The following is a 247-nucleotide window of genomic DNA, read 5'->3' as shown; positions in this document are numbered from 1 at the left end:
AGTCCGCCGCCCCACCAATCCATTTTTCCGCTGGCGGCAGGCCGCTCCTGCGTCGTGAGTAGTCGAACTGTCAGGATAATTGCCACTGAGGTGAGACCCGCAATAACGAAGAAAATAGCCTGGAAACCGAAGTGGTCGGTGAGGATCCCGCCAAACCATCCGTCTAGGCCGCCCACGCCGCCGTTAGCGGCGCTAATAATACCGAGCATGGTGCCTAGAATCGCGGGAGAGACCGATTCGCTCAGGA

The 247-nt window shown here is 58.7% G+C and carries 1 pseudogene; it reads right to left on the bottom strand.

Annotation, left to right across the window (positions count from 1 at the left end):
• Nucleotides 1-209: pseudogene (locus QP415_RS12510) on the bottom strand (MFS transporter); the annotation flags it as partial.
• Between the last annotated feature and the right edge of the window lie 38 nt (nucleotides 210-247).

It is taken from the genome of Pauljensenia sp. UMB3104, assembly GCF_030217285.1.
Taxonomy (GTDB): Bacteria; Actinomycetota; Actinomycetes; order Actinomycetales; family Actinomycetaceae; genus Pauljensenia.
Note: the sequence above shows the minus strand (reverse complement) of the source record. Positions and strands in the feature narration are given on the sequence as shown.